The following is a 22,126-nucleotide window of genomic DNA, read 5'->3' as shown; positions in this document are numbered from 1 at the left end:
GCAATGCCAATTCGTGTCGACCTGCTCGCGTTAGAGCCCAATGTGCCTGGCCAGGCCCGCCTCACTGTGAAGAAATGGCAGGGTGGCGAGGAACAGCTGGAGTTTTCCATTCAGCGTAACCAGGACGGTTTTTACCTCCAGGACCACAAGGCCTGGAGCAACAATCCATTCTGGTTCAAGGTCTCGCGTTTCAACGTCATGGCCAGCGGCGAAGGCCTGGAAGCGCAGGTCGGCCCGGACGTGGTCGACCCGCTGCTGGAAGGCGGCGCCAACTCGCAATTCCAGATTGAACTACGCGAACAGAGCCAAGGGCATGCAGACAAAGGCGTGGTTCGGCCCGGCGTTGGTGTGCTGCCGTCCACGGCCGGCGGCCAGACGCGCTCGACCTACGGCGGCGCCGATCTGACGGCGCCGAGTGCACCGGCACCGGAAATGCCGGAAATCCCTGAGCTGCCTGAACTGGTCCTGTCCACCGCCGAGCCAGAAGTAGAATTGGAGTCGGTGCTCACCGAGCCCGACTACACGCCGCCTCCCGCACCGGTGAAAAAAAGCAACAAAGGCCTGATGGGTCTGTTGATTGCCGTGCTGTTGCTGCTGGCAGCGGGCGGCGGATTCTGGTTCTACAAACGCACCCCGGCGCCTGCCCCGGTGGCCGCCGCACCGGCCGGCGCCGACACTCAAGCCTGCACCCTCGAGAGCATGAACAGCCTGCCCGAATTGACCTTCGTCCAGACCTGCATCAAGGCTGCGCCCGACAGTGCCAAGTTGCTGGAAATCATCAACCAGGCCAAAGCCAGCAAACACTGCGGTGTCGCCCAGCGCTTGTACGCCAACCGTGCCCAGGCCGGTGACGCGCTGATCGCCAACGCTTATGCCCGCGAATACGACCCTAAATACCTGAAAGCCAGCGAGTGCTTCCCGGTCGCGGACAACGCCACTGCGGCCTATTGGTACGAAACGATCCTCACCCAGGACCCGAACAACGCCGAAGCCAAGCAGCGGTTTGAGGAGTTGCAGAAGTGATGCATTCCTCCGTGAGTCGTTTCCTGTTGAGCGCTGCCACGTTGCTGGCGCTGTGCATCAGCCCGCTGTCCCACGCCGATGACAAACCGCTGATCCAGGCCGGTAAAAAAACCTTGTTCCAGCGCGTGCTGACCACCCCGGGCTGCAAGATCAGCCCGACGGCGGGCGGTGCCGCAGGCGATGCGCAACCGGTCTTCAGCCGTTTCTATGTGTACGAACGCGCTCAAGCGGCGAATGCCGAGTGGCTGAAAGTCGGCCCCGACAGTTACGGCAAAACCATTGGCTGGTTGCCGGCGAGTTGCACCACCGACTGGAAAATGCAGCTGACACTGGCTTTCACCAACCCGGCCAACCGCGACCGACTGCTGTTCTTCAAGGAACGCGCCACGGTAGAAGGCATCCTCGATGCGCCGGACCCGGTGAGCAAAGTCGCGCCGCTGCGGGCCACGCTGAAAAAGGGCAAACAAGCACCGGGCGTACTGGCTGAAGAACCTGAATACTTCGTCGACCTGCAAAAGCAGTTCTACCTGCTGCCGGTGCTCAGTGGCGAAGAAGTCATGACCGAAAGCGGTTTCCGCACGCGCCTGCTCAATGTCGCTTCGGTCAGCAAGCCGGATGACAAGAACGCCAAGGGCGGTGCTGCCAACAGCGCTGCCGGTGGCAAGGAAGCCGAAGACAAAACGGCCAGCCAACTGAAAGAATTCAGTGCGGCGGTGGTGTTTGTCATCGACTCGACGATTTCGATGGACCCGTACATTGACCGTACTCGTGAGGCGATCCGCAAGGTTTATCAGCGGATCGAAGCGCAGAACCTCGGCAAGCAGGTCAAGTTCGGCATGGTGGCTTTCCGCTCCAACACCCAGGCGGTGCCGGGGCTGGAATACACCACCAAGATGTACGCCGACCCTACCAAGGTGAAAGACAGCGCCGACTTTTTCGCCAAGATCGCCGACCTCAAACAGGCCACCGTGTCGAGCAGCAGCTTCGACGAGGACTCATTTGCCGGCGTCATGGAGAGCATCGACAAGGTCGACTGGAGCCAGTTCGGTGCGCGCTACGTGGTGTTGATCACCGACGCGGGCGCTATCGAGGGCGACGACAAACTGTCGAAGACCGGGTTGAGCGCAGCGCAGGTGCGTATCGAGGCCGCCAATCCGGGCGTCGCTATCTATACGCTGCACTTGAAAACCCCGGCCGGGGCCAAGGACCACGCCAAGGCCGAGGCGCAGTACCGGAACCTGTCAACCTACCCGGGCACCAACACCTCGCTGTACTACCCGGTAAATGCGGGCGATGTGCAGGAGTTCGGCCGCAAGGTCGACGCACTGGCTGCCGCGATCACGACACAGGTGAAAGCCGCCTACATGGGCGAAGACGCCATCGGCAGCGCGGCGAACGCCAAGCAGGACCCGGCCGAGAAGAAAATGCTCGAAGACGCGGCACTGATCGGCCACGCCATGCAACTCGCCTATCTGGGCGAGAAGACCAACAGCAAGGCGCCACCAGTGTTCAAGGCGTGGATCACCGACAGGGACCTGATCAAGCAGAACATCCCGACCACCGATGTGCGGGTGCTGCTGACCAAGTCGCAGCTCAGCGACTTGAGCGACGTGATGAAGCAGATCCTCGATGCCGCCAACGAAGGCCTGATTTCGCCGACGGAAATGTTCGAGCGCCTGCGTTCGGTCGCTGCGACCATGGGCGCCGATCCGAATCAGCTCAAGCAGAACAGCAACGCCAAACTGGCGGACATGGGCGTGCTCGGCGAGTACCTCGAAGACCTGCCGTATCAGAGCGAAGTATTGAACCTGGACGAAGAAACCTGGAAGAGCTGGGATGGCCTGGCGCAGGAGAAATTCATCCGCACGCTCAATACCAAGCTGCGGCACTACCAGCGTTACAACGCTGACGTCGACCGCTGGGTTGCTTTAGCCAAGGACAGCGATGCGCGGGACAACGTGTACCCCGTGCCACTCGAAATGATGCCTTAACGAGACGCTGATGCTCGATATCAAGAACCTGCTGGTGCGCCGTGGTGAAGGCGCGCTGGCCCATCACGTGCGCCTGCCGCACTTGCAGGTCGGCGCCGGAGAAATCCTCGCCATCACCGGCGAGAGCGGCAGCGGCAAAAGCACGCTGCTCGAAGCCATCGGCCTGTTGCTCGCGCCGGTCGAGCTCGAGCGCTTTCGGCTGGGCGCAACCCACGATCAGGACATCGCCCAACTGCTTGCCAGCGATGACCAGCCAGCCTTGGCGGCGGTGCGCTCCCGGCATTTGGGCTTCATTTTGCAGAGCGGCGGCTTGCTGCCGTTCCTCAGCGTGCGGGACAACATCAGCCTGCCGCGCCGTTTGCTCGGGATGTCGGTGAAGAGCGAGCACATCGACCACGCCGTTGACGTGTTGCGCCTGCAAGGGTTGCTGGATAAACAACCTCAGGCCTTGTCGATCGGCGAACGCCAGCGTGTTGCCTGTGTGCGCGCCATTGCCCATGAACCACTGCTGCTGTTGGCCGACGAGCCGACCGCCGCGCTCGACCCTCACAGCGCCCGGCGTTTGTTCGAGTTGCTGCTGAGCCTGGTGTCGAACATGGGCCTGAGTGCGCTCGTCGTGTCCCATGACTGGGCCCTGCTGAAGGATTTCGGTTTACCGCGCCTCGGCGCTATCAGCCGCCAGGGAGAGACTCTGTTTGAACCGATGGACTGATCGCTTGCGCCTGCTGGGCTCACTGGCGCTGCAAGACCTCTGGCACGACCGCAAGGTCTCGCTGTGCATCGCCGCCTCCCTGGTGGCGGTGATCGCGCCGTTGCTGCTGCTGTTCGGGCTCAAGCACGGGGTGGTCAGCCAGTTGCAGGACGAACTGCTGCGCGACCCACGCAACCTTGAAGTGAAGATGCTCAGCAACGGCAACTACGACACTGCATGGATCGAGCGTTTGCGCCTGCGCCCCGAAACCGGTTTTGCCCTCGGCCAGACGCGCTCGCTGAATACCCAGGCTGACTTGCTGATCGGCATGCAACGGTTTGTCGAAGGCGCAGAAATCATCGCCACCGAGCCGGGCGACCCACAACTGAACCTGGCGCCGCTCAACCCGGTCGGCAATCAAGTGATCCTCAGCGCCCGCGCTGCGCAACGCTTGCAGGCCAAGGTCGGCGACAGCGTGCAGCTGCGAGCGTTGCGCCGCCTGGAAGGTGTCAATGAACGCGGCGAGATGACGCTGACGGTGCTGGCAGTGCTCGACGGCGCCCGCTTCGGCCGCGCTGCCGGGTTTGTCGCCCCGCCGCTGTTGCTGGATCTGGAGCGCTTTCGCGATGGTTATCAGGTCAGTGCGTTCGGCGTTGACACCGGCAAGCCTCAGGGCAATCTGCAACCGCTGTATGCCCGCGCCCGTGTGTATGCGCGCGACATCGATCAGGTCGCGCCGCTGGAGCACTGGCTCAACGAACAACACATCGAAACCTCGAGCCGGCTGGCCGACATCGACAACGTCAAAGCCATCAACCATGTGCTGGGGCTGATCTTCGGCGTGATCGCCGTGGCGGCGCTGATTGGCTGCGTGGCGTCGATGGTCGGTGCGTTCCTGGCCAACATCGACCGCAAACGCAAAAGCCTCGCGGTCCTGCGTCTGCTGGGTTTCAAGCGCCGGGCCGTCGGCGGTTTTGTGGTCTTGCAGGCGCTGGTGCTAAGCCTTGCGGGCTACGTCGGCGGGCTGGGGTTTTATGCCGTCGGCAGTCATTTGTTCGACTACCTGCTCGGCAGCAGCCAGGCCACCGGCACCTTCGTTTGCCACATCACTGTCTGGCATGGCTTTGCCGCCCTGCTCCTGACCTTTCTGGTCGCCGCATTGGTGGCCGTGATCGGCGCCCTGCGAGCCATCAACATCCAACCTGCGGAGAGTCTGCGTGAGCTATAAACGTTTTGGCTTGCTGTTGCCCCTGAGCCTCGGCTACCTGCTCGACGCCTCGGCGGCGGGCTGGGAAGAGAAGTATTTCAACCCGATGCCCGAAGCCAGCGACGTCGTGCTGCCGATGCCTTGTGAAGGCTCGATGGTGTTTCGCAAAGTGTTCATTCCGGTCGCAGGGCCGCTCGACGACTATCCGATCAACATCGGTCAGGACGGCGCGGAGTATGGCTACGTCGAACAGACCCGACCGACGTTCATCGCCGGCAGTTTCACTGGCGCGAAGAACGACAAATCCCGCTACTACCTGATGGCCAAGTACGAGATGAGTCAGCTGCAATACGCCGCACTGACCGAAGCAACCTGCCCCACCGCCGCCACCAAAATGCGCGTGCCGCAAACGGCGGTAAGTTGGGTGCAAGCCGTCGAAGCGGCCGACAAATACAACCTGTGGCTGCGTAAAAACGCTGCCGGCAAATTGCCGAAAGAAGACGGCGCGCTGGGCTTCCTGCGCCTGCCGACGGAAGTCGAGTGGGAATTCGCCGCTCGCGGCGGCCTGGAAGTCGGCGCAGCGGAATTTCGCGACACGCGTTACCCGATGCCCGACGGCATCAACGCTTACGAGTGGTTCGCCGGGGCGCAATCGTCCAACGGCAAAGTGCAGTTGTCCGGCCTGCAAAAACCCAATCCATTGGGCCTGCACGACATGCTCGGCAACGTCGACGAGATGATGTTCGAACCGTTTCGCTTGAACAAACTCGACCGCCAGCACGGCCAGGCCGGCGGCTACGTCGTGCGTGGCGGCAACTACCTGACCGCGCAGGCCGACCTGCGTACCGCATTGCGTAAGGAAGAGCCGTACTACAACGCCGAAGGTCAGGTGAAAAACAAAACCACCGGCCTGCGACTGGTGCTGGTCTCCCCGACCCTCACCTCTCGCGAACGGGTCGCCAGCATCGAAAGCAGCTGGAAGAAACTCGGCACTGGCAGCAAGGAAACTGAATCCGCCGACAAAGGCACCGTGCAATCCTTGAACAACCTGGCCTCGGGCGTCGAAGACAAAGCGCTCAAGGAAAAACTCCAGGCGCTGGAGAACCAGCTGCGCGCCAGCAATCAGCAGCAGGAAGAAACCCGCGACCAGGCGATCCGTGCCAGCCTCAATCTGGGCGCATTCCTGTGCACCAAGATGCTCGACGACGGCCAGTACTTGGACTTCCTGCAAAAGAACTACAAACTTAATTGCGAAAGCGCGGACAAAGACGCCAGTTGCGACATGCGTAAAGGCAAGCTCGACGAGCAGAAAGACCGTCTGCACAAGCTCAGCCGTTACTACGCCAGCAGCCTGGTGGAATCGGCGACCTTGTACGGCCTGCCGCTGCTTGAAACACAGGTCCCGGTGATGGAAGAAATCATCACCCGCAACAAACAGCTGCAAGACCTAAAACCTTACTTGCGCACCCACTGGGCTAATCAGAAGGCGTTCCTGCAAAAGCAGAAAATCGACACTGAAGCCTGGCTGAAGAGCTGCAAAACCGTCACTCAATAACTCATCTCAATAACAACACTTCAACACCGTCACCTAGGAGTTTCACCATGTCGCGCAGCCTTTGGACTCGCTTCAAGCTTCAGATCGCTTTCGTTGTCGCCGGCAGCCTGCTGCTGACCGGTTGCGCCAACACCGGTAGCTCCATGCTCGGCGACAGCGACGGGACCGACCCGCGCCTGACCCAGGGTCAAGACGCAGAGTTCTTCAGCAAGTCCGGCTACCAGGCCTGCGCCGTCGGTGCCGGTGCCGGCATCCTCGCTTGCGCGCTGTCCAACAGCAGCAACAAAGCCGTGTGCGCCGTCGCCGCCGGTATTACCGCATGTGGCGTGGCCATGGGCGCGAACTACTACCTGGATCAGCGTCGCAGCGAATACTCCGACACCACCACCCGCCTGGCTAAAATGAACAGCGACGTCGAACGAGACACCCAGAACGTGATCGCCCGTACCGAGACCGCTCAGCAAGTGATCAATGATGATCAGGCGAAAATTGCCCAGATCAAAAAGGACATCGCCAACAAGAAAGTCGACAAGACCCAGGCCCAAGTGCAAATCGCCGAGATCGATTCGAACATCACGCGCCTGCGTAAAGACCTCGGCAACATGCGCGTCAAAGTCACCGAGTACACCAAAGTGGCAGACGCCGAGCGTGCACAAGGCGCCGCCGGCGCCGAGATCAAGCAGGTGGACATGAACATTATGAAAATGAACCAGAAAGTCGCTGCCCTGCAGAAGGAAGTCGACGGTCTGTACAGCCAACGCTCCGCAATCACCCTGGGCTAAGCACATGACGCTACGACAACTGGCGGTCCTCACTGCCGTCCTGGCCTTGAGCGGTTGCGCGACCACGCCGGGCGAATGCGATGCGACCAATCGCGACAGCAGCATGCTGACCAAGATGAACTGCGACTACTCCGGTGGTTACAGCGATCAGGTCAAGCAGAAGGAACTGGCCCTGAGCGAGTCCCGTCAGCAAAACGCAATGTTCCGTCAGGTGTACGAGAACATTCAGGCCCAGCAGCTCAGTACCAAAACCGACCTGGCCAGCCAGCAGAAAGCCCAGGCGGCGCTGAATCAGTCGCTGGGGCAACTGCTGACCTCACTCAAGGCCCGGCGCGGCAATGAAAGCCAGGTGCAGAAGCAGATTGCCGGCCTCGAGCAGCAGCTCAAGGCTTCGCAAGCGGCGCCAATGGCCAAATCAACGCCAGCGACGCTGGCGGCCAAGCAGCAAGAACTGAAGGCGCTGCAGAAGAAGGTCAATCAGCTGCAATTCAGCCTCGGCTACGAAGAGTAACTTTTCACCCCGCAGGCCTCCCGATGGAGGCCTGCACTTTTTCAGGAAAAAGTCGTCATGCAGCGGGTCATCAGGGATGCGCAAGCCACACCGGAGGGGATGAGTGCGCTGCAAGCCAAAGTCGCCCTCATCCAGAAACACTTTCCGCCGACCGTCGCCAGCCTTTTTGCCATCCCGCGGATGGGCAGCGGCGACGTACTGGAATGGTGGACCGAACTGGGTGGGCAACCCACGCCCTACGCCGACCTCAACGAGGACGCGCAACGACGCTTGCTGGAAACCTATGAAGTGCGTCAGACGTCCCTCGGACAGCTGGCGGACGAACTGCAAAAACGCGGTCAACCGACGGAAGCGCAAGACCTGCGCAGCCTGCTCGGCACGCCTGAGCTGGACAAACTCTACAGCCTCAACGGTGAGCCGTTGGTGGTGCGCTGGAACCTGCGACCGCCCAAACCGATCGTGCCACCGGTGGTTCCAGTGGTGCCGGTTGTTCCGCCATCGCGCCGTGGCTGGTGGATCGCGGCGGCCTTGCTTGCGCTGCTGTTGCTGCTTCTGGCGCTGTGGCTCTGGTGGTTCCTGCACCGTGAACCGGTTGTCGTGGTTCCACCGGTAGCGCCGGTAGCGCCAGTGGTGACGCCAGTGGAGAAACCGGTTGAGCCGGTACCCGAGCCTGTCGTGGAACCGGAACCTGCTCCGGAACCAGAACCAGTACCCGCGCCAGAACCGGTACCGCCACCCAAGCCGGTCCCACCACCAAAACCGGTCGTGGCCGCGCCGCCACCGCCGCCGCCGCCACCGCCACCACCTCCGGCCCCGACGCTGGACAACTACGCGTGCCGTAAAAAAGCGCCTGATGCCGTGCCCCCGCAATTTGTGGTGGTACTCGATACCTCGGGTTCGATGGATTTGAACATCAAGTCGGTGAAATCCGATGAGGACTGGTTCTTCGGCAATGAGATGAACAAGTACCTGGACCCGAACCGCACCATGCAGATCTTCGCCAAGCCCAGCCGCATGGACGTCGCCAAGGACTCGCTGGCCGGCATGATCAATGGGCTGGACCCGAAGATCGACACGCGCCTGATCACCTTCGCCGGTTGCGAAAGAACACCGGACCAGGGCGTGTTCAAGTTTGGCGACCGCCCGCGGCTGATCAACGGGATTCGCGGTCTGGTTCCCAACGATGGCACACCACTGGCCGACAGCCTGGCCTACGCCGCCAGCAAGGTCGACGGGCGCAATAACGATGCAGTGATCGTGATGTTCGTCGACGGCGAGGACGGTTGCGATAAAGACGCCTGCGCCGTGTCCCGCCAAATCGCCAGGGAACAACCGCGCTTGCGGGTCAACGTGGTGAAAATCGGCGCCGGTGGCCCGTCGCGCTGCATCGCCGAAAACACCGGTGGCCGGGTTTACAACAGCACCAATGCGGCTGAATTGGCCAAACAGTTGAAACTGGCGAGCAAGGAAGTATCGAGCAATGCCAAGTGTGACTAGCTTGGGGGCAGATCCTGAATTGAGGTGACCCCATTCGCGAGCAAGTCGAATCGTCGCACCGCCGCTCCCACACTGGATTTGTGATCGACACAAAACCCTGTGGGAGCGGGCTTGCTCCGGGCGGCGTTCCGACGAAAGCTATTTCAGAGGCGCCTCAACGAAACCGGTCAACCTCATGCCGCAAGTCCGCCGCCAGTTTCTCCAGCTCTTTGGCGGTGATCGCCAGATTGGACACCACTTCGCGCTGCTCACTGTTCGCCAGAGCAATGCTTTGCAGGTTGCTGCTGAGCAAGGTGGCGGTACTGCTCTGCTCCTGCGTCGCGGTGGTGATCGCCGCGAATTGCTGACCGGCAGAACGGCTTTGCTCATCGATCCGCGCCAGGGCTGAAGCCACATTGGCGTTGCGCGACAGGCCTTCCTGCATCAACACGTTGCCCTGCTCCATGGTGCTGATGGCGTTACCGGTTTCCAGCTGAATGCTCTGGATCATCCCGGAAATCTCGTCCGTCGCCTGGCGAGTACGTGACGCCAGGTTGCGAACTTCATCGGCCACGACCGCAAAACCACGACCCTGCTCGCCGGCACGAGCGGCTTCGATGGCGGCGTTGAGCGCCAGCAGGTTGGTTTGATCGGCAATTGAGGTAATCACACCGACAATGCCGCCGATTTCCTGGGAGCGCTGACCCAAGGTATTGATCACCGTCGCCGTGCTGTTCAGCGCGCCAGCGATTTGTTCCAGGGACGAGGACGCTTCGTCCATCGACGTACGACCGATCTGGGTTTGCTGTGCGTTTTCCTGGGCCAGACGCTGAGTGCTGCCCATGTTGTCGGCGATGTTCAGGGAGGTGGCGCTGAACTCTTCCACGGCGCCGGCCATGCTGGTGATTTCGCCCGACTGCTGCTCCATCCCTTCATAGGCGCCACCGGAAAGACCGGACAAGGCCTGGGCGCGGCTGTTGACCTCTTGCGAGGCCTTGCGGATGTGCTCGACCATGGTCGACAGCGCCTGGCTCATCTGGTTGAACGCGCGAGCCAGCTGACCGATCTCGTCGTTGCTCGACACGTTCAGCCGCACGCTCAAATCACCAGCACCCAAGGCTTCCGCCTGACGCACCAGATCACCCAAAGGTGCGAGTTTGCTGCGCAACAGCCAGACCGCCGAACCCACAGCGATCAACATCGCCAACAGACTGCCAATCGCCAATTGAATGCCGACACTCCAGGTCACGGCACGAATTTCAGTTTTCGGCATGCTCGCCACGACCGACCATGGGCCGCCTTCAAACGGTACGGCAATGCTGTAGAAATCTTCGGACTTGTCGCTCCAGAACTTGCCCTTGCCCGGCGTTTTCGCCAAGCCAACGATGGTCGGAGTCGCCTGATCCAGCGCTTGTACGCCCGCGATCGGCACCAGCCATTTGCTCTGTTCATCCAGCAGCGCCAGGGAACCGGTCTGGCCGATACGGAAGCGTTTGAGGTTGGCGAACTGCGCGTTCTGAGCGTCGGTGTAATCAAATCCTACGAACAGAACAGCAATCACCTTACCGCCGCTGTCACGTACGGGGGTGTACTGAGTCATGTAGGAGCGTTCGAACAACAAGGCACGACCGACGTAGGCCTGCCCCGCCATCAAGCGGGCATAGGCCGGGTTCGCGTGATCGAGCAGCGTGCCGATGGCCCGGCTGCCGTCCTGTTTGCTCAGGGACGTGCTGACCCGGATGAAGTCTTCGCCGCTGCGCACAAACACCGTCGCAACGCCGGCGGTCATTTGCTTGAACTCGTCCACTTCCTTGAAATTGTTGTTCAGCACTTCGCTGCCAAGGTGCAGGCCCGGGGTCTGAGTGCCCGCCACCGCCACCGGTTCGTCCGGGTGCACGCTCAAACCGGCGCTGAAGCGCTTCTCGAACAGACCGCTCAGGCGCTGGGTGCTTTCACGCAACGTGCCGTGAAAGGTACTCAACTGATCGGCCAGCAACCGGGCTTCACTGGCCAGGTGCTCTTCGCGGGTGGCGAGGTTGGCGGTGTCCAGCGAGCGCAGGGCGAACACGGTACTGCCGCTGATGACAATCGCCAGTATCACGGCAAGCGCAAGACCAAGCTGTGAGGCGATCCGGGCACGAGGTTGAGACATGACAGCTCCTGGCCGAGCGACCGGATCCTCCTTGATCTGGCTGCACACTCAGCAAAATTCTAATAATGGGAATTGCGTCGAACCTGCACGAAGGTTCCACCTGCATTTTCGGCGGTAAATCCGAATACTTGAGTAAATAGCCGGGATATGGCTCAAGGCCGCTATTGCGGCGGCTCTATCGATTCAGCCCAAGTGTTGAACATCGGGCAATTCCATTGCTCGGGCTTCGCCTTGCAGGAAGTCGCTGAGCCTGCGCAAACGTTCACCACCGGGTCGGGTTTTCGGCCAGACCAGGTAATATTTCTCACCGCTGGCGACGGCCGTCGGCCACGGCAAGCTCAGACGCCCCTGAGCCACATCTTCCGCCACCATCAGTAGATCGCCCATGGACACGCCATAACCTCGGGCGGCGGCGATCATGCCCAGTTCCAGCGTGTCGAACACCTGCCCGCCCTTGAGCGACACCTGATCCGACAGCCCCATGCGTTCCAGCCAACTGCGCCAGTCGCGACGATCCGGCGTCGGGTGCAGCAGTTCGGCATTGGCCAGCCGTGCGACATCCCACGGTTGATCCTGCAGAAGATTCGGCGCACCGACTGGAATCAGTTCTTCCGGGAACAGGAAACTCGCCTCCCAGTCCGGCGGGAAATTTCCGTTGCTGAGGATGACGGCGCAGTCGAACGGTTCATGGTTGAAGTCCACCGAGTCGACATCCATCCAGGCGCTGGTCAATTGCACCTCGTTGCCCGGTTGCAGGTGCCGAAAGCGACTGAGCCGTGCCAGCAGCCAGCGCATGGTCAGGGTCGACGGCGCTTTCATGCGCAGGATGTCATCTTCGGCACGCAAGGTATTGCAGGCCCGCTCCAGGGCGGTGAAGCCTTCGCGAATGCCGGGCAGGATCAGCCGCGCCGACTCGGTCAATTGCAGATTGCGCCCACTGCGGTGAAACAGCCGACAGGCAAAATGCTCTTCGAGCGTACGAATGTGCCGGCTGACCGCGCTTTGGGTGATCGATAATTCTTCGGCCGCACGGGTAAACGAACTGTGCCGCGCCGCCGCTTCGAATGCGCGCAGGGCATACAAGGGAGGAAGACGACGAGACATTCGGAAAGCTCCTATAGCGGGATTCGGTCAACCTAGCAGAAACTCTCCAGCATGAGTTTGAATCATGCAACCCATCCTTTTTATCCCTTTGTGCAAACCCCGTAGAGCGCCGAGAATCGACGCTTTCCTGTCCCTCTTTAATTATCGAGCGTGATGACCATGCAGCATCCAGCACGTACCGAACTCTGGGCCATCCTGCGGCTGGCGGGGCCGTTGATTGCCTCGCAGTTGGCGCACATGCTGATGGTCCTCACCGACACCTTGATGATGGCGCGCCTGAGTCCAGAGGCGCTGGCCGGTGGCGGCCTGGGCGCAGCAACTTACTCGTTCGTGTCGATTTTCTGCATTGGCGTGATCGCCGCGGTCGGCACCCTCGTGGCTATTCGTCAGGGTGCCGGCGACATCGTCGGCGCCACCCGGCTGACCCAGGCCGGGTTATGGCTGGCGTGGCTGATGGCGTTGGTGGCCGGGCTGCTGCTGTGGAACCTCAAACCGGTGTTGCTGCTGTTCGGCCAGACCGAAACCAACGTCCACGCAGCCGGGCAGTTCCTGCTGATCCTGCCGTTCGCCCTGCCCGGCTACCTGAGCTTCATGGCCCTGCGCGGCTTCACCAGCGCCATTGGCCGGGCGACGCCAGTGATGGTCATCAGCCTCGGCGGCACCGTGGCTAACTTCCTGCTCAATTACGCATTGATTACCGGCATGTTCGGTCTGCCAAAACTGGGGTTGATGGGCATCGGGCTGGTTACCGCTGTTGTCGCCAACTGCATGGCGCTGGCGCTGGCCTGGCACATCCGTCGGCATCCGGCCTACGACGCTTATCCCTTGCGTCAGGGCTTGTCGCGACCTGACCGTCAATACCTCAAGGAACTGTGGCGCCTGGGCCTGCCGATTGGTGGCACCTATGCGGTGGAAGTCGGACTGTTTGCGTTCGCCGCGCTGTGCATGGGCACCATGGGCAGTACGCAAATGGGCGCACACCAGATTGCCCTGCAAATCGTCTCGGTGGCGTTCATGGTTCCGGCGGGGATTTCCTATGCGATCACCATGCGCATCGGCCAGCACTACGGCGCCGGGCAACTGCTGAATGCACGCCTGGCCGGACGGGTCGGCATCGCTTTTGGCGCGGCGGCGATGCTTGCCTTCGCCATGGTCTTCTGGTTGCTGCCGAATCAGTTGATCGGTTTGTTCCTGGACCACAACGACCCGGCGTTTCGCGACGTCATCAACCTGGCCGTGAGCCTGTTGGCGGTCGCCGCGTGGTTCGAACTGTTCGACGGCACGCAAACCATCGCCATGGGCTGCATTCGCGGGCTCAAGGATGCCAAGACCACGTTCCTGGTGGGTTTGGGCTGCTATTGGCTGATTGGCGCGCCAGCCGCCTGGTGGATGGCCTTCCATTTGAATTGGGGGCCGACGGGTGTCTGGTGGGGATTGGCGCTGGGGCTGGCGTGCGCGGCGGTGAGCCTGACGTGGGCGTTTGAGTGGAAGATGAAAAAGATGATTCGTCGGGAGCCCGAGTCGCAGCAGCGTTTCGAAATCCCTCAGCCAGACTGAGATCCCTGTAGGAGCATGGCTTGCCCGCGATGAACGATAACGCGGTGTGCCTGCAAGACCGTGTCGCCTGCATCGCGGGCAAGCCTTGCTCCTACAGGATCCTCGTTAGCTCACGACTTCCAGTGCGGGCTGTTGGCTGCTACCGAAGGTCAGGTACTCAACCAACTCCGCCAGCGGCAACGGCTTGCTGATCAAATACCCTTGCACCTGATCGCAGCCAAACCCGCGCAATAGATCCAGTTGCTCCGGCGTTTCTACGCCTTCGGCGACCACTTCAAGATTGAGGTTGTGCGCCAGATTGATCATCGCGTGCACCAGCTTGCGATTCTCTTCCCGTTCTTCCATGCCGCCGACAAAGCTCTTGTCGACCTTCAACAACGCAATCGGCAGGCTGTTGAGGTGCACAAACGAAGAGAAACCGGTGCCGAAGTCGTCGAGGGAGAAGCGCACACCCAGACGCCCCAGCGCATCCATGGTCTGTTTGACCAGATCGCTGCGGCGCATCACCGCGGTTTCAGTCAGTTCGAATTCCAGCCATTGCGCCTCGACGCCGCGCTCGGCAATCAACCGACTCAGTGTCGAGAGTAACTGGCTGTCCTGAAACTGCCGAAACGACAGGTTGATCGCCATGTGCAACGCCGGCAAACCCCGTTCGCGCAACGCCTGCATGTCACGCAGGGCCCGGGAAATCACCCAGTAACCGAGTGGCACAATCAAGCCGCTTTGCTCGGCCAGCGGCACAAATTCGCTGGGTGGCAGCAAACCGCGCTCGCCATGACGCCAGCGTACCAAGGCTTCGAGGCCGACGATCTGCCCGTCCTCAAGGTTCAAGCGTGGCTGGTAATGCAGTTCCAGTTCATCCCGGCGCAACGCCCGACGCAGCTCGCTTTCGAGATCGGCCATGCTGCGGGCATTGCGGTTGATGCGTTCGTTGAAGATGTGGAAGGTACAGCCCTGAGTACTTTTGGCTTGTTGCATGGCGATGTGTGCGTGCCACATCAGCGGATCGGCGCCGGCCTGGGCCCGGGCGTGGGCGATGCCCAGGCTGGAACCGATCAACAGGCTTTCGCCATCGACCCAGTAAGGTTCGGCCAGCGCTTCAGTAATGCGTTCGGCCATCCATTCGGCGCGCTGAGGCGCGCGGCGGGTGTCGATCAGCAGGGCGAACTCATCACTGCCCAGTCGGGCCAACTGATCGCTGGCCTCAAGCTGGCTTTTCAGCCGCGCGACCACTTGCAGGATCAACCGGTCACCGGCCTGGTGGCCGAGGGCATCGTTGGCGTGACGGAAGTTGTCGAGGTCGAGGTGTCCGAGGGCCAGGCCGCGGCCGTCGTTTTCCGCCAGACGCGCCGCCAGCAAGGTCTGGAAACCCTGGCGGTTGGCGATGCCGGTCAGCGGGTCTTGCTCGGCCAGGCGCTGCAGCGTGTTTTCCAGCAGGCCGCGCTCACGCACATGCCGCAGGCACCGGCGCAACATGCCGGGATCAAGGTGATCGCGTACCAGCCAGTCACTCACTCCATCGGGTGGCAACAGCGGCTCATGTTCGAGCAGCAATACCGTCGGCAGGCTGCAACGGCCAGGTAGAGGTTGAAGCGCTGGAATCGTCAACAACACCGCGTTGCGGTTGTCATCGAACAGACTGCTGACCGACTCCCAGCTCGGCGCGCTGATCAGCACGGTCGAGCTCCCCATCGGAGCCAGACACTCGCGCAACAACGCTGCCCACGCTGGCTCTTCGGCCAGTAGCAGCAAACGCAAGGGTTCGACAGGCGTAGACAAGCTAGCTCCCTAGACTCTGCAAAGATGTAGGCGGTGGGCATTATGCAGCGGCGGTAACCAATGACCAAATGACCAGATGGCCTCGGCTATCAAACGCGGCTTTGTATCCGGAACTACGAACATTAGACGCAAACTCACCACGCATCCTGCGTGAAAGTATCAAAACCGGCAAATATAGATAGCGTGCTGCGTCACAAGTCGGAGAGAGCAGCACAATTCGCTGAGCCTGTTAAAATGCCGGCCCATTTCGCAAACGACTCCCTGATTTCGTATGTCCCGACTCAATCCCCGGCAGCAAGAAGCCGTGAACTACGTCGGCGGCCCTCTATTGGTGCTCGCCGGTGCAGGCTCCGGCAAGACCAGCGTGATCACGCGCAAGATCGCCCACTTGATCCAGAGTTGTGGCATCCGCGCCCAGTACATCGTCGCCATGACCTTTACCAACAAGGCCGCGCGCGAGATGAAGGAACGGGTCGGCACCCTGCTCAAGGGCGGCGAAGGCCGCGGCCTGACCGTCTGCACCTTCCACAATCTGGGCCTGAACATCATCCGCAAGGAACACGTGCGGTTGGGCTACAAGCCGGGTTTCTCGATCTTCGACGAGACCGATGTCAAAGCCTTGATGACCGACATCATGCAGAAGGAATACTCGGGCGACGACGGCGTCGACGAGATCAAGAACATGATCGGCTCGTGGAAAAACGACCTGATCCTGCCGCCCGAAGCCCTGGAAAACGCGCGCAACCCCAAGGAACAGACCGCCGCCATCGTCTACACCCACTATCAGCGCACGCTCAAGGCGTTCAACGCGGTGGACTTCGACGACCTGATCCTGCTGCCGGTGAAGCTGTTCCAGGAACACGCCGACATCCTCGAAAAATGGCAGAACAAAGTCCGCTACCTGCTGGTGGACGAATACCAGGACACCAACGCCAGCCAGTATTTGCTGGTGAAGCTGCTCATCGGCATCCGCAACCAGTTCACCGTGGTGGGCGATGACGACCAGTCGATCTACGCCTGGCGCGGCGCCCGGCCGGAAAACCTGATGCTGCTCAAGGACGATTACCCGTCCCTGAAAGTGGTGATGCTGGAGCAAAACTATCGCTCCACCAGCCGCATCCTGCGTTGCGCCAACGTGCTGATCTCGAACAACCCGCACGAATTCGAAAAGCAGCTGTGGAGCGAGATGGGCCACGGCGACGAGATCCGCGTGATCCGTTGCCGCAACGAAGACGCCGAAGCCGAACGCGTGGCCGTGGAGCTGCTGACCCTGCACTTGCGCACGGATCGGCCCTACAGCGATTTTGCAATCCTGTATCGCGGTAACTACCAGGCCAAGCTGATCGAGCTGAAGCTGCAACACCACCAGATTCCGTATCGCCTATCCGGCGGCAACAGCTTTTTCGGACGTCAGGAAGTGAAAGACCTGATGGCCTATTTCCGCCTGATCGTGAACCCCGACGACGACAACGCCTTCCTGCGGGTGATCAACGTCCCACGCCGGGAGATCGGTTCGACCACGCTGGAAAAGCTTGGCAACTACGCCACCGAACGCAAAATCTCGATGTACGCCGCCACCGACGAAATCGGTCTGGGCGAACATCTGGATACGCGCTTCACCGATCGACTGTCGCGCTTCAAGCGCTTCATGGACAAGGTCCGCGAGCAGTGCGCCGGCGAAGACCCGATCTCGGCGCTGCGCAGCATGGTCATGGACATCGACTACGAGAACTGGCTGCGCACCAACAGTTCCAGCGACAAGGCCGCCGATTACCGCATGGGTAACGTCTGGTTCCTGATCGAGGCGTTGAAAAACACCCTCGAAAAAGACGAAGAAGGCGAGATGACCGTCGAAGACGCCATCGGCAAACTCGTCCTGCGCGACATGCTGGAACGTCAGCAGGAAGAGGAAGACGGTGCCGAAGGTGTGCAGATGATGACCCTGCACGCCTCCAAGGGTCTGGAATTCCCTTACGTGTTCATCATGGGCATGGAAGAGGAAATCCTCCCGCACCGTTCCAGTATCGAAGCCGACACTATCGAAGAAGAACGTCGGCTGGCCTACGTCGGAATTACCCGAGCGCGTCAGACGCTGGCCTTCACCTTCGCCGCCAAGCGTAAGCAATACGGCGAGATCATCGATTGCGCCCCGAGCCGCTTCCTCGATGAACTGCCACCGGACGACCTGGCTTGGGAAGGCACCGACGACACACCCGTTGAAGTCAAAGCTGTTCGCGGCAATACGGCATTGGCGGATATACGCGCGATGTTAAAGCGCTAGAATCGACTACTTTTTAACCAGCCTTAGACGCATAGCCGTCCTTAGAGGAACGCTTCATGGAAGCACTGCACAAGAAAATTCGCGAAGAAGGCATCGTGCTTTCCGACCAGGTCCTGAAAGTCGACGCCTTTCTGAACCACCAGATCGACCCGGCCCTGATGAAGCTGATCGGCGACGAATTCGCCACGCTGTTCAAGGACTCGGGCATCACCAAGATCGTCACCATCGAAGCCTCGGGCATTGCGCCGGCGATCATGACCGGTCTGAACCTTGGCGTGCCGGTGATTTTTGCGCGCAAGCATCAGTCCCTGACCCTGACCGAAAACCTGCTGTCGGCGACCGTTTACTCGTTCACCAAGCAGACCGAAAGCACCGTGGCAATCTCCCCGCGCCACCTGACCAGCAGCGACCGCGTGCTGATCATTGATGACTTTTTGGCCAACGGTAAGGCGTCGCAAGCGCTGATCTCGATCATCAAACAGGCCGGCGCTACGGTTGCTGGTTTGGGTATCGTGATCGAGAAGTCGTTCCAGGGCGGCCGTGCGGAACTGGATGCGCAGGGTTATCGCGTTGAGTCTTTGGCTCGCGTGCAGTCGCTGGCTGGCGGCGTAGTAACCTTCATCGAATAACCCCCCGCAATGATCGTTCCCACGCTCTGCGTGGGAATGCCTCAAGGGACGCTCCGCGTCCCATTCGAAAGCTGGAACGCGGAGCGTCCCGGGCTGCATTCCCACGCAGAGCGTGGGAACGATCAGATTGGTGTTTTGTGTCGGCTGTTATTGTGCGGTGGCTTTGAGGCCGGTGAGCAATATCCGCTGAAACAAATCCTCTTTCAACCCTTCCGGGTTGGTCAGCTGCATTCGTTCCAGGTGTTCGGGAAACGATGAAGGTTCTGGCGCATCCAGCGCGGCCTTGCCCAGCTCCAGAATCTCCGTGAGCTTGAACTTGCTCTTCAACCAGTTCAGCGCCCGCAGCAGATCCTTCTCCTCGACGGTGAAATCACAGCCCAACGGATACTCCGGAAACAACTGCGGATGCCGCGCCTGAATGGCCTGCAAGCGTTGCGGACTGTTGTCGGCGAACCGTGGATCAATACGGAAACTCTTCGATAACTTGCCGACGGCCTGAGCCTGTTCGATCAGCCCCGGCTGAAAACGTGAGTCGCTGATGTTCAGCAACGCCTCGATCACCGCCGCATCGGTCTTGCCCCGCAGATCGGCGATGCCGTACTCGGTGACCACGATGTCTCGCAGGTGTCGCGGGATCGTGCAATGGCCGTACTCCCAGACGATGTTCGAACTGACCTCACCGCCCGATTCGCGCCAGCTGCGCAGGAGCAGCACCGAACGCGCACCTTCCAAGGCATGTCCTTGCGCAACGAAGTTGTACTGCCCGCCGACGCCGCTGAGTACTCGCCCGTCTTCGAGCTGATCCGATACGGCTGCGCCAAGCAGGGTCATCGTGAAGGCGGTGTTGATGAAGCGTGCATCGAGGCGCTGCAAGCGTTTGAGTTCTTCCTGACCGTAGAGCTCGTTGATGTAGCTGATGCGGGTCATGTTGAACTCGAGCCGCTTGCTGTGCGGCAGCTCGCGCAGGCGCTCATAGAAACTGCGCGGTCCAAGGAAGAAGCCGCCGTGCACCGAGATGCCGTCAGTCTGCGCAGCTTCGTCCAGCGTACCGGCATTGGCCTGTTGCTGGGTCGGCACATCGGGGTAGACCTTGCGCCGCACGATCCCGGCGTCGGCCAGCACCAGCAAGCCGTTGACGAACATTTCGCTGCAACCGTAAAGGCCTTTGGCGAAAGGTTCGACGCCGCCTTCGCGGTCGATGAGTTGTGCCCACTGGCTGAGATTCACGTCCGCCAGCAACGCCTTGTAACCGTCATTGTCGGCCTCCCGCGCCAGCAGCGCAGCGGTCAGCGCATCGCCCATGGCACCGATGCCGATCTGCAAGGTGCCGCCGTCGCGCACCAACGTGCTGGCATGCAGCCCGATGAAGTGATCCTGGAAACCCACCGGCATGTTCGGCGTGGAGAACAACGTGGTGCTGTCCTTCTCGTCGATCAGCAGGTCGAACGTGTCGATACCGATTTCAGCATCGCCGGGCATGTACGGCAAATCGTCGTGCACCTGGCCCACCAGCAGGATCGTCTCACCCGCCGCCCTACGCTTGGCGATCATCGGGAACAGGTCGAGGGTGATGTCCGGGTTGCAGCTCAGGCTCAGGCGGTCGGGATGTTCGCTGTGGCTGGCCACCAATTGCGCCACCAGGTTCAACCCGGCGGCGTTGATGTCTCGAGCGGCGTGGCTGTAATTGCTGCTGACGTAATCCTGCTGGGCCTGTGCGCTGCGCAGTAGGCTGCCGGGCTGCATGAAGAATTGCTGGACATGGATGTTGGACGGCAGGCTGTCGCGATGCAGGTCGGCCAGGAAATCCAGTTCCGGATAATCGCCGAAAACCCGCTCGATGAAGGGCTCAAGAAAGCGCTTTTGCAAACCGTCGCCCAAGGAAGGACGGCCCAGGCACAGGGCGGTGTAGATCGTCAGCTGCCGCTCGGGCAACTGCGCGATGCGTTGAAACAGCGCGTTGACGAAGTGGTTGGGCTTGCCCAGACCGAGGGGCAGGCCCATGTGGATATGCGCCGGCAACCGTGCCAGGACATCATCGACCGCTTGCTCGATAGAACACAGCTGCACCATCTGATCCTCCCTTACCAATTGGGGTTGGAACGAGCTTGCCGGGTCTTTGCTGCAATGAACAGTCTCAGGCGTAAATCGCAGGCACAAAAAAACCGCTCGAAAGCGGCTTTTTGATGAAGATGAAGGCTTACTTCAGGCCGGACATCTTCTGGATGGCGCCCTTGAGATCGCCATCAGAGCAATCGGCGCAGGTGCCTTTTGGTGGCATCGCGTTGACGCCGGAGATTGCTTTCGCCAGCAAGCCGTCAAGGCCGCCTTCTTTCTTGGCGCGCTCGCCCCAGGCTGCAGCATCACCGACTTTCGGTGCGCCCAACAGGCCGGTGCCGTGGCAAGCGTTACAATGTTTTGCAATCACTGAGTCAGGGGTTTTGGCATCTCCACCACCCGCAGAAGCAGCGACTTCCATCCCCTTGCACTCTTTACCCTGAACGCAAACCTGGCCGACTGGCTCAAGGCGTTTAGCAATATCGTCGTTGGTCGCAGCTTGTGCGCTGACTGCCCAAAGGGCCAATACGGTTGCTGGTACGGCCAGCATTTTCATAATTAGATTCACGCGTTCACCCTCAATGGTGGCTAGTCACGCCCACGGCCACGGTTCGCAGGCGGGCGCAAGTATAACGGTAAGCCCGCCACACTGAAACAACCCTAAAGTCGAAGGGGTCTTATGCGTGGCGGAAAAACAACTCGGGCACCTCCGCAATGCTCGCGGGACGCCTCTTTTCTTAGAAATTCGCTGGAGTCGCTGCGCTGATTAGTCGCGCTGGCGCATCGAACGGATTACGGAAGCGGTGCGGTTTAGTACTTTCAAAGTAGTAGCTGTCGCCGGCTTCGAGCACAAAAGTTTCAAGCCCCACCACCAGTTCAAGTCGACCTTCGAGCAAAATCCCGGTTTCCTCGCCCTCATGGGTGAGCATCTCGTCACCGGTGTCGGCGCCTGGCGGGTAGATTTCGTTGAGGAACGCGATGGCCCGGCTCGGATGAGCCCTGCCGACCAGTTTCATGGTCACTGCGCCATCGGAAATATCGATCAGCTCGTTGGCTTTGTAGACGATCTGAGTCGGTTTTTCCTGCAGGATTTCTTCGGAAAAGAACTCGACCATGGACATGGGAATCCCGCCCAGTACCTTCCTCAGCGAACTGATCGAGGGGCTGACGCTGTTCTTCTCGATCATCGAAATGGTGCTGTTGGTGACGCCCGCGCGCTTGGCGAGTTCACGCTGGGAAAGTCCTTTGAGCTTACGGATGGATTGCAGTCGTTCACCGACGTCCAATGCTGGAGCCTCCAGGGATTCAGGTTGTTGGAATATTGAGCGTTATC

At 60.6% G+C, this 22,126-nt stretch carries 17 protein-coding genes; 11 read left to right on the top strand and 6 right to left on the bottom strand.

Annotated elements, in window-relative coordinates; genetic code table 11:
• Positions 1 to 3: 3 nt before the first annotated feature.
• Genes CKW16_RS01610 through CKW16_RS01575 form a run of 8 tightly spaced genes read left to right on the top strand, consistent with a single transcriptional unit; the run spans position 4 to position 9,257 of the window.
• Positions 4 to 1,023: a hypothetical protein gene (locus CKW16_RS01610; RefSeq protein ID WP_095126944.1), complete on the top strand. Its 1,020-nt coding sequence runs from the start codon at positions 4 to 6 to the stop codon at positions 1,021 to 1,023.
• Positions 1,023 to 3,014, top strand: a complete 1,992-nt coding sequence (locus tag CKW16_RS01605) for a vWA domain-containing protein (protein ID WP_095126943.1) — start codon at positions 1,023 to 1,025, stop codon at positions 3,012 to 3,014. Before CKW16_RS01610 ends, CKW16_RS01605 begins: the two co-directional genes overlap by 1 nt.
• A 10-nt stretch (positions 3,015 to 3,024) precedes the next feature.
• Complete coding sequence (locus CKW16_RS01600) at positions 3,025 to 3,726, top strand: ABC transporter ATP-binding protein (protein ID WP_095126942.1); 702 nt, start codon at positions 3,025 to 3,027, stop codon at positions 3,724 to 3,726.
• Positions 3,710 to 4,933, top strand: coding sequence for an ABC transporter permease (locus tag CKW16_RS01595; protein WP_095126941.1), 1,224 nt, complete (start codon positions 3,710 to 3,712; stop codon positions 4,931 to 4,933). Before CKW16_RS01600 ends, CKW16_RS01595 begins: the two co-directional genes overlap by 17 nt.
• Positions 4,923 to 6,467 (top strand): SUMF1/EgtB/PvdO family nonheme iron enzyme, encoded by a 1,545-nt coding sequence (locus CKW16_RS01590; protein ID WP_095126940.1) that lies wholly within the window; start codon positions 4,923 to 4,925, stop codon positions 6,465 to 6,467. Before CKW16_RS01595 ends, CKW16_RS01590 begins: the two co-directional genes overlap by 11 nt.
• A 47-nt stretch (positions 6,468 to 6,514) precedes the next feature.
• Positions 6,515 to 7,249, top strand: a complete 735-nt coding sequence (locus CKW16_RS01585; protein ID WP_095126939.1) for a hypothetical protein — start codon at positions 6,515 to 6,517, stop codon at positions 7,247 to 7,249.
• Positions 7,250 to 7,253: 4 nt separating this feature from the next.
• Positions 7,254 to 7,760 (top strand): hypothetical protein, encoded by a 507-nt coding sequence (locus tag CKW16_RS01580; protein ID WP_095126938.1) that lies wholly within the window; start codon positions 7,254 to 7,256, stop codon positions 7,758 to 7,760.
• A gap of 57 nt (positions 7,761 to 7,817) precedes the next feature.
• Positions 7,818 to 9,257 carry a VWA domain-containing protein gene (locus CKW16_RS01575; RefSeq protein ID WP_095126937.1) on the top strand — a complete coding sequence of 480 codons (1,440 nt, stop codon included), beginning with the start codon at positions 7,818 to 7,820 and terminating at the stop codon, positions 9,255 to 9,257.
• A gap of 154 nt (positions 9,258 to 9,411) precedes the next feature.
• On the opposite strand, the gene CKW16_RS01570 is transcribed toward CKW16_RS01575, so the two are convergent.
• Positions 9,412 to 11,388 (bottom strand): methyl-accepting chemotaxis protein, encoded by a 1,977-nt coding sequence (locus CKW16_RS01570; RefSeq protein ID WP_095126936.1) that lies wholly within the window; start codon positions 11,386 to 11,388, stop codon positions 9,412 to 9,414.
• Between the two features lie 183 nt (positions 11,389 to 11,571).
• Positions 11,572 to 12,492: a LysR substrate-binding domain-containing protein gene (locus CKW16_RS01560; RefSeq protein ID WP_095126935.1), complete on the bottom strand. Its 921-nt coding sequence runs from the start codon at positions 12,490 to 12,492 to the stop codon at positions 11,572 to 11,574.
• Positions 12,493 to 12,651: 159 nt separating this feature from the next.
• On the opposite strand from CKW16_RS01560, the gene CKW16_RS01555 reads away from it, so the two are divergent.
• Positions 12,652 to 14,049 (top strand): NorM family multidrug efflux MATE transporter, encoded by a 1,398-nt coding sequence (locus CKW16_RS01555; protein ID WP_095127252.1) that lies wholly within the window; start codon positions 12,652 to 12,654, stop codon positions 14,047 to 14,049.
• A 105-nt stretch (positions 14,050 to 14,154) separates the two neighbouring features.
• Here the strand turns inward: CKW16_RS01555 and CKW16_RS01550 are convergent, their stop codons facing one another.
• Positions 14,155 to 15,828: a bifunctional diguanylate cyclase/phosphodiesterase gene (locus CKW16_RS01550; protein ID WP_095126934.1), complete on the bottom strand. Its 1,674-nt coding sequence runs from the start codon at positions 15,826 to 15,828 to the stop codon at positions 14,155 to 14,157.
• 271 nt (positions 15,829 to 16,099) lie between these two features.
• Between CKW16_RS01550 and rep the strand changes: the two genes are divergently transcribed.
• Both rep and CKW16_RS01540 read left to right on the top strand, forming a co-directional pair.
• On the top strand, positions 16,100 to 18,109 hold the full coding sequence (gene rep, locus CKW16_RS01545; protein ID WP_095126933.1) for a DNA helicase Rep: 2,010 nt from the start codon (positions 16,100 to 16,102) through the stop codon (positions 18,107 to 18,109).
• Positions 18,110 to 18,165: 56 nt separating this feature from the next.
• On the top strand, positions 18,166 to 18,738 hold the full coding sequence (locus tag CKW16_RS01540; protein ID WP_020799401.1) for a xanthine phosphoribosyltransferase: 573 nt from the start codon (positions 18,166 to 18,168) through the stop codon (positions 18,736 to 18,738).
• A gap of 147 nt (positions 18,739 to 18,885) precedes the next feature.
• On the opposite strand, the gene CKW16_RS01530 is transcribed toward CKW16_RS01540, so the two are convergent.
• The 3 genes from CKW16_RS01530 to CKW16_RS01520 form a co-directional block, all read right to left on the bottom strand.
• Positions 18,886 to 20,808: an acetyl-CoA hydrolase/transferase C-terminal domain-containing protein gene (locus CKW16_RS01530; protein ID WP_095126931.1), complete on the bottom strand. Its 1,923-nt coding sequence runs from the start codon at positions 20,806 to 20,808 to the stop codon at positions 18,886 to 18,888.
• A 127-nt stretch (positions 20,809 to 20,935) separates the two neighbouring features.
• Entirely contained in the window at positions 20,936 to 21,361 is a 426-nt protein-coding gene (locus CKW16_RS01525) for a cytochrome c5 family protein (protein ID WP_095126930.1), read from the bottom strand.
• A gap of 169 nt (positions 21,362 to 21,530) precedes the next feature.
• On the bottom strand, positions 21,531 to 22,079 hold the full coding sequence (locus CKW16_RS01520) for a cupin domain-containing protein (RefSeq protein ID WP_008150195.1): 549 nt from the start codon (positions 22,077 to 22,079) through the stop codon (positions 21,531 to 21,533).
• Between the last annotated feature and the right edge of the window lie 47 nt (positions 22,080 to 22,126).

The organism is Pseudomonas sp. Irchel s3h14 (assembly GCF_900187425.1).
GTDB lineage: Bacteria > Pseudomonadota > Gammaproteobacteria > Pseudomonadales > Pseudomonadaceae > Aquipseudomonas.
The sequence above is the reverse complement of the archived record's forward strand: the minus strand, read 5'-3'. Positions and strand labels throughout refer to the sequence as shown.